This window comes from Mesorhizobium sp. M1A.F.Ca.IN.020.06.1.1 (genome assembly GCF_004023265.1).
Lineage (GTDB): Bacteria > Pseudomonadota > Alphaproteobacteria > Rhizobiales > Rhizobiaceae > Mesorhizobium.
Genome location: NZ_RZSR01000389.1, coordinates 1 through 5,147, shown reverse-complemented (window position 1 = coordinate 5,147; position 5,147 = coordinate 1). Strand labels below are relative to the sequence as shown.

Genomic DNA, 5,147 nt, shown 5'->3' with positions numbered 1-5,147 from the left:
GGGGATGGTCCAGGTTAGTCGCCAGCGCTGCGTTCCCGCCCACCCCCCTCTGTCCTGCCGGACATCTCCCCCGCAAGGGGGGAGATCGGATGTCGCGTTCGCTTTCGCCAATCGCCAACGGTGCAGGATGAGCCCCGGCGATGAAACTGCCAATCTCCCCCCATGCGCGGGAGATGTCTGGCAGGACAGAGGGGGGTGTGAAGGAACTCAATCTTCGATCCTTTCAATGACCGATCATCATCACCTTTTGCGGCAATTAATGCACGTCCGACTGCCGCTGTCTATTTCGCGCACAACGGTTGCGTTCTAGCTCGCGTTGCCATTGCGGACGCAAAGGCGGACAATGCCTCATCATCAAAACAGGGAGAGAACCCATGATCGAGTACGGTCATTTCATTGGCGGCAAGCGTGTCGCCGGCACCAGCGGCCGCAAGCAGGACGTCATGCAGCCGATGGACGGCTCGGTGCGCGCTACGGTGGCGCTGGCCTCGGCGCAGGAGCTGCGCGCCGCGGTCGAGAACGCCAAGGCCGCGCAGATCAAGTGGGGCGCCACCAACCCGCAGCGCCGCGTGCGCGTGCTGATGAAGTTTCTCGAACTGGTCCAGCGCGACTATGACGAGCTGGCCGACATCCTGGCGCGCGAGCATGGCAAGACCATTGCCGACGCGCGCGGCGACATCCAGCGTGGCCTCGAAGTGGTCGAGGTCTGCATCGGCGCGCCGCATATGATGAAGGGCGAGTTCACCGACGGCGCCGGTCCTGGCATCGACACCTATTCGATGCGCCAGCCGCTCGGCGTCGTCGCCGGCATCACGCCGTTCAACTTCCCGGCGATGATCCCGCTGTGGAAGATCGCGCCGGCGATCGCCTGCGGCAACGCCTTCATCCTGAAGCCTTCGGAGCGCGACCCGGGCGTGCCGATCCGCATCGCCGAGCTGTTCATCGAGGCCGGCCTGCCGGAAGGCGTGCTGAACGTGGTCAACGGCGACAAGGAAGTGGTCGACGCCATCCTCGACGATCCGGACATCAAAGCCGTCGGCTTCGTCGGGTCAACGCCGATTGCGCAGTACATCTATGCGCGCGGCTGCGCGGCGGGAAAACGCGTGCAGTGCTTCGGCGGCGCCAAGAACCACATGATCATCATGCCCGACGCCGACATGGACCAGACGGTCGACGCGCTGGTCGGCGCCGGCTACGGCTCGGCCGGCGAGCGCTGCATGGCGATCTCGGTGGCCGTGCCGGTCGGCAACGACACCGCGAACCGGCTGATGGAAAAGCTGGTACCACGCGTCGAAAGCCTGAAGGTCGGTCCGTCGACCGACTCCTCGGCCGATTTCGGCCCGCTGGTGACACGCCAAGCCCTGGAACGCGTCAAGGGCTATGTCGATATCGGTGTCAAGGAAGGCGCCAAGCTGGTTGTCGATGGCCGCGGCTTCAAGATGCAGGGCTACGAGAACGGCTACTACATGGGCGGCTGCCTGTTCGACAACGTGACGCCGGAGATGCGCATCTACAAGGAAGAGATCTTCGGGCCGGTGCTTTCGGTGGTGCGCGCGCCGACCTATGAGAACGCCATCAACCTCGCCAACGACCACGAGATGGGCAACGGCGTCGCCATCTTCACCCGCGACGGCGACGCCGCGCGTGACTTTGCTTCCAGGGTCCAGGTCGGCATGGTCGGCGTCAACGTGCCGATCCCGGTGCCGATCGCCTACTACACCTTCGGCGGCTGGAAGGCGTCGTCCTTCGGCGACCTCAACCAGCACGGCCCGGACGCGTTCCGCTTCTACACCAAGACCAAGACGGTCACCTCGCGCTGGCCGTCCGGCATCAAGGACGGCGCCGAGTTCGTCATCCCGACGATGAACTGACCGGACGGTTTTCGGCCGCGCGTCCTCGCCGCGTTGCGGCTGCGGGCGCGCGGCAGGCATCAAGGACGGCGCCGAGTTCGTCATCCCGACGATGAACTGACCGGACGGTTTTTTTTCGAGAGCCTCGTGAGAAAGCGCGGTTTGCACCCGCGCTTTCTGTTTGGGGCCTTGCAGAGGAGGCTGGTTGTCCTTCACCTCATCGATATTTGGCGTAGCTTGTCGTCTCGCCCGGTCGTCGCTTGCAACTTCAGATGCATGATTTGCGACGAGACACGTCGAGGCTGCAGCCGCACCTCCTAATGATTCCATCGCCGTGTGATGGAACCAACAGGCCGCCATTCGCCTTAGGCTGTATTCCTGCCATGCGTGCAGGCCAATCAAACAGCGCCGGTGGCAGCCGGGGTTCTCGTCTGGCGCGAGGAGGTGTCGGATGACACGATTTCTTATGGCGACGACGTGCCTTGCGGCGGCAGCGCTGTCGGCCGGCCAGGCCAATGCGGCAGCACAATGCGCACCACGCGCCGACATCATCAAGGCGCTCGGCGACAAGTTCCACGAAAGCGAGGCAGGGCGCGGGCTGATCAATCCGAACGTCGTGCTCGAGATCTTTGTCTCCGACCAAGGCAGTTGGACCGTTCTTGCCTCCGATACCAAGGGGCAGAGCTGTATCCTGTCCGTTGGCGAAGGCTGGGACAGCCCGACGATCACGGCAGCCGTGCCGGGAGCCTAACACTCACTGCGCCACGGCTCGTTCAGTGAAAGCCGCGCCGGCGCCCGCTTCAACGCCCGCTTGTCTACCGGGCGCAGCTTCACCATATCGAATGCAGGGAGTGATAAATCTCCCTGCGACAGACCGGAAACCAGAAGGAGTGACGTGATGGCGACGTCGAGTCCGGCCTGGAGCGTTCCGGCACACTGAGGCGGCCGAATGTGCCTCTTTTGCCGGAATGCCACGGCGAAGGAGGTGCCCATGGCACGCAGATTTTCGTTCCGAGTGGTGAAGGCGGCAGTCGCCGGCGCCGTCATGGCTTTGCCGGCAGTCCCAGTGCAGGCGCAAGTCCTCTGCGGGGGCCATGACGATCTGGTCGCGGGGCTGGCAGAGACGTTCGAAGAGAAGCGGCTGGGCTATGGCCTGGGTGGAGACGTCGCCATCTTCGAGGTGTTTGTGTCGGCGAGCGGAACCTGGACCATCCTGATGACCGACGTTAAGGGCCAGAGTTGCATCCTGGCGGCCGGCGAGGGATGGGAGCACACGCTGGCCACCGCGGTCCGGCACCCGGGCGGGTGAACTGCGTAACCGGACAGTTCAGCTAAGGCGGAACCGCTCCGGTCAGCGCGTCGCGGCCGCCTCGGCGTGGTGGCGTAGCAGCGCCATCAATTTCTTGGCGTCCTTGGCGGCGGCTTCCTCGTCGCCGTCGAGGATAGAGCGGATCAGCGCGACGTGGTGCTCGGCCGATTCGGCGAGCCCGGTATCCGCCTTGTAGCGGAACCAGAAGCGCCGGCTGTGCGTCTGCAAGGGCGCCGCCACGCGCGCCGCGAATGGATTGCCGGCGGCGATCGCCAGCGCCTCGTCAAGTTGCTTGTCGGCCTGAATGAAGGAAAGCACGTTGCCGGAGATCACTGCCTTCTGCATGGCGAGGGCTGCCTCGTGAAACAGGTCGGCCGCCTCGCGGGTGACGAAGCGGGCGGCCGAGCGGGCAAGCACCACCTCGATGCCGCGCCTGGCATCGATGACGCGCAGCCAGTCGCCGGGGTGGAGCGGAGCGACCGCGATGCCGGCGCGTGGTCTGACGTCGAGCAAGCCCTCCCAGGCCAGCCTTTGGATCGCTTCGCGCACCGGGGTACGGCCGAAGCCGAGCCGCTCGATCAGTGCACGTTCGGTGACGAAGCATGAAGGCGCCAGTTCAAGAGTGACGATCATGTGCTCCAGCACACGATAGGCCCTGGTCGCAACCGGCTCGAAGGTTCCGCTCGTGTCGTTGGATATCAATGCGGATATCAATGGGCCAGCTCCTGATATATTTTTCATTTATCATAGCGGATTCAGCATTGACAGCCCGCGTCTTAATAAATATACCGCTGATATATCAGACGGAGAGATAGCCATGTGGGCCGGAGTTTTCCCTGCAGTCACGACCAAATTCACCCCCGACGACCGCCTCGATCATGCCGAAATGGAGCGTTGTTTCTCCTTGCAGATGGAGGCCGGCTGCGACGGCATCATCGTCTGCGGCTCGCTCGGCGAAGGGCCAATGCTGTCGCATGACGAGAAGATCGAAGTGCTGAAGACGGCGCAGAAGGTCGCCGGGACAAAGCCGGTGCTTCTGACCGTCAACGAACCCGGCACCCGCGAGGCGGCAAGCATCGCACGCCGCGCAGCCAAGGAAGGCGCCAACGGCCTGATGGTGGTGCCGAGCCCGATCTACCACACCAATGCCGAAGAGACGGTCGCCGCACTTCGCGCCGTCGCGGAGGCCGGCGACCTGCCTGTCATGATCTACTCCAACCGGCTCGCCTATCGCGTCGACGTCACTGTCGACCTGATGGAGGAGCTGGCGTCCGACAAGCGCTTCGTCGCAATCAAGGAATCGTCGGACGACATCCGCCGCTCGACCGAGATCATCAATCGCCTCGGCGACCGCTACGACCTCTTCACCGGCGTCGACAACCTCGCCTTCGAGGCGCTGTCGGTCGGCGCCATCGGCTGGGTGGCGGGCCTTGTCACGGCCTTCCCGCGTGAGACCGTCGCCATCTACCAGTTGATGAGAAAAGGTCGCCGCGAAGAAGCGCTGAAGATTTACCGCTGGTTCAGGCCACTGCTCGACCTCGATGTCTCGACCTACCTGGTCCAAAACATCAAGCTTGCCGAAGTGCTGGGGATCGGTACCAATGACCGCGTTCGCATGCCGCGCCAGCCGCTGTCGGGCGAGCGCCGGAAGGCGGTGGAAAAGATCGTCAGGGATGCGCTGGCCGCGCGGCCGGAACTGCCGGCGTTCTGATAGCCTTCTGCTCCCGTTCACGCGGAGCAGATGGCGGCAGACAGACGAGGGACAACGCCAGCGTGCAAGGAAATGCCAAGCCGACCGAAGAGTGGCGCCCCCCTTCATCCGCCCGTCGGGCGCCTTCTCCCCGTGACCGGGGAGAAGGGGAAGATATCGCCATCATCGGCGGCGGCATCATCGGCATTTGCGCCGCCACCTTGCTCGCGGAGGCGGGACGCAGCGTCACCATTTTCGATCGGACGGGCATTTGCGAGGAGACGAGCTCCGGCAACGC

General features: G+C 64.1%; 6 protein-coding genes. 5 read left to right on the top strand and 1 reads right to left on the bottom strand.

The annotated features are described in order from the left end of the window. Window positions 1–374 precede the first annotated feature (374 nt). The 3 genes from EOA60_RS17765 (at window position 375) to EOA60_RS17755 (ending at window position 3,159) form a co-directional block, all read left to right on the top strand. On the top strand, window positions 375–1,871 hold the full coding sequence (locus tag EOA60_RS17765) for a CoA-acylating methylmalonate-semialdehyde dehydrogenase (RefSeq protein ID WP_067319526.1): 1,497 nt from the start codon (window positions 375–377) through the stop codon (window positions 1,869–1,871). Window positions 1,872–2,301: 430 nt separating this feature from the next. After that, the gene (locus tag EOA60_RS17760; RefSeq protein WP_095799746.1) at window positions 2,302–2,601 is read left to right on the top strand and encodes a hypothetical protein; all 300 of its coding nucleotides are present in this window, start codon (window positions 2,302–2,304) and stop codon (window positions 2,599–2,601) included. 240 nt (window positions 2,602–2,841) lie between these two features. After that, complete coding sequence (locus EOA60_RS17755) at window positions 2,842–3,159, top strand: hypothetical protein (protein ID WP_067319522.1); 318 nt, start codon at window positions 2,842–2,844, stop codon at window positions 3,157–3,159. Between the two features lie 42 nt (window positions 3,160–3,201). Here EOA60_RS17755 and EOA60_RS17750 read toward each other — a convergent pair whose 3' ends face one another. Next, window positions 3,202–3,861, bottom strand: coding sequence for a GntR family transcriptional regulator (locus EOA60_RS17750; RefSeq protein ID WP_095824105.1), 660 nt, complete (start codon window positions 3,859–3,861; stop codon window positions 3,202–3,204). Between the two features lie 115 nt (window positions 3,862–3,976). On the opposite strand from EOA60_RS17750, the gene EOA60_RS17745 reads away from it, so the two are divergent. Together EOA60_RS17745 and EOA60_RS39070 are read left to right on the top strand one after the other, a co-directional pair. Continuing rightward, window positions 3,977–4,870, top strand: coding sequence for a dihydrodipicolinate synthase family protein (locus tag EOA60_RS17745; RefSeq protein ID WP_095824104.1), 894 nt, complete (start codon window positions 3,977–3,979; stop codon window positions 4,868–4,870). Between the two features lie 62 nt (window positions 4,871–4,932). Further along, a partial coding sequence (locus EOA60_RS39070; RefSeq protein ID WP_245502576.1) for an FAD-dependent oxidoreductase occupies window positions 4,933–5,147 on the top strand: 215 nt, incomplete at its 3' end.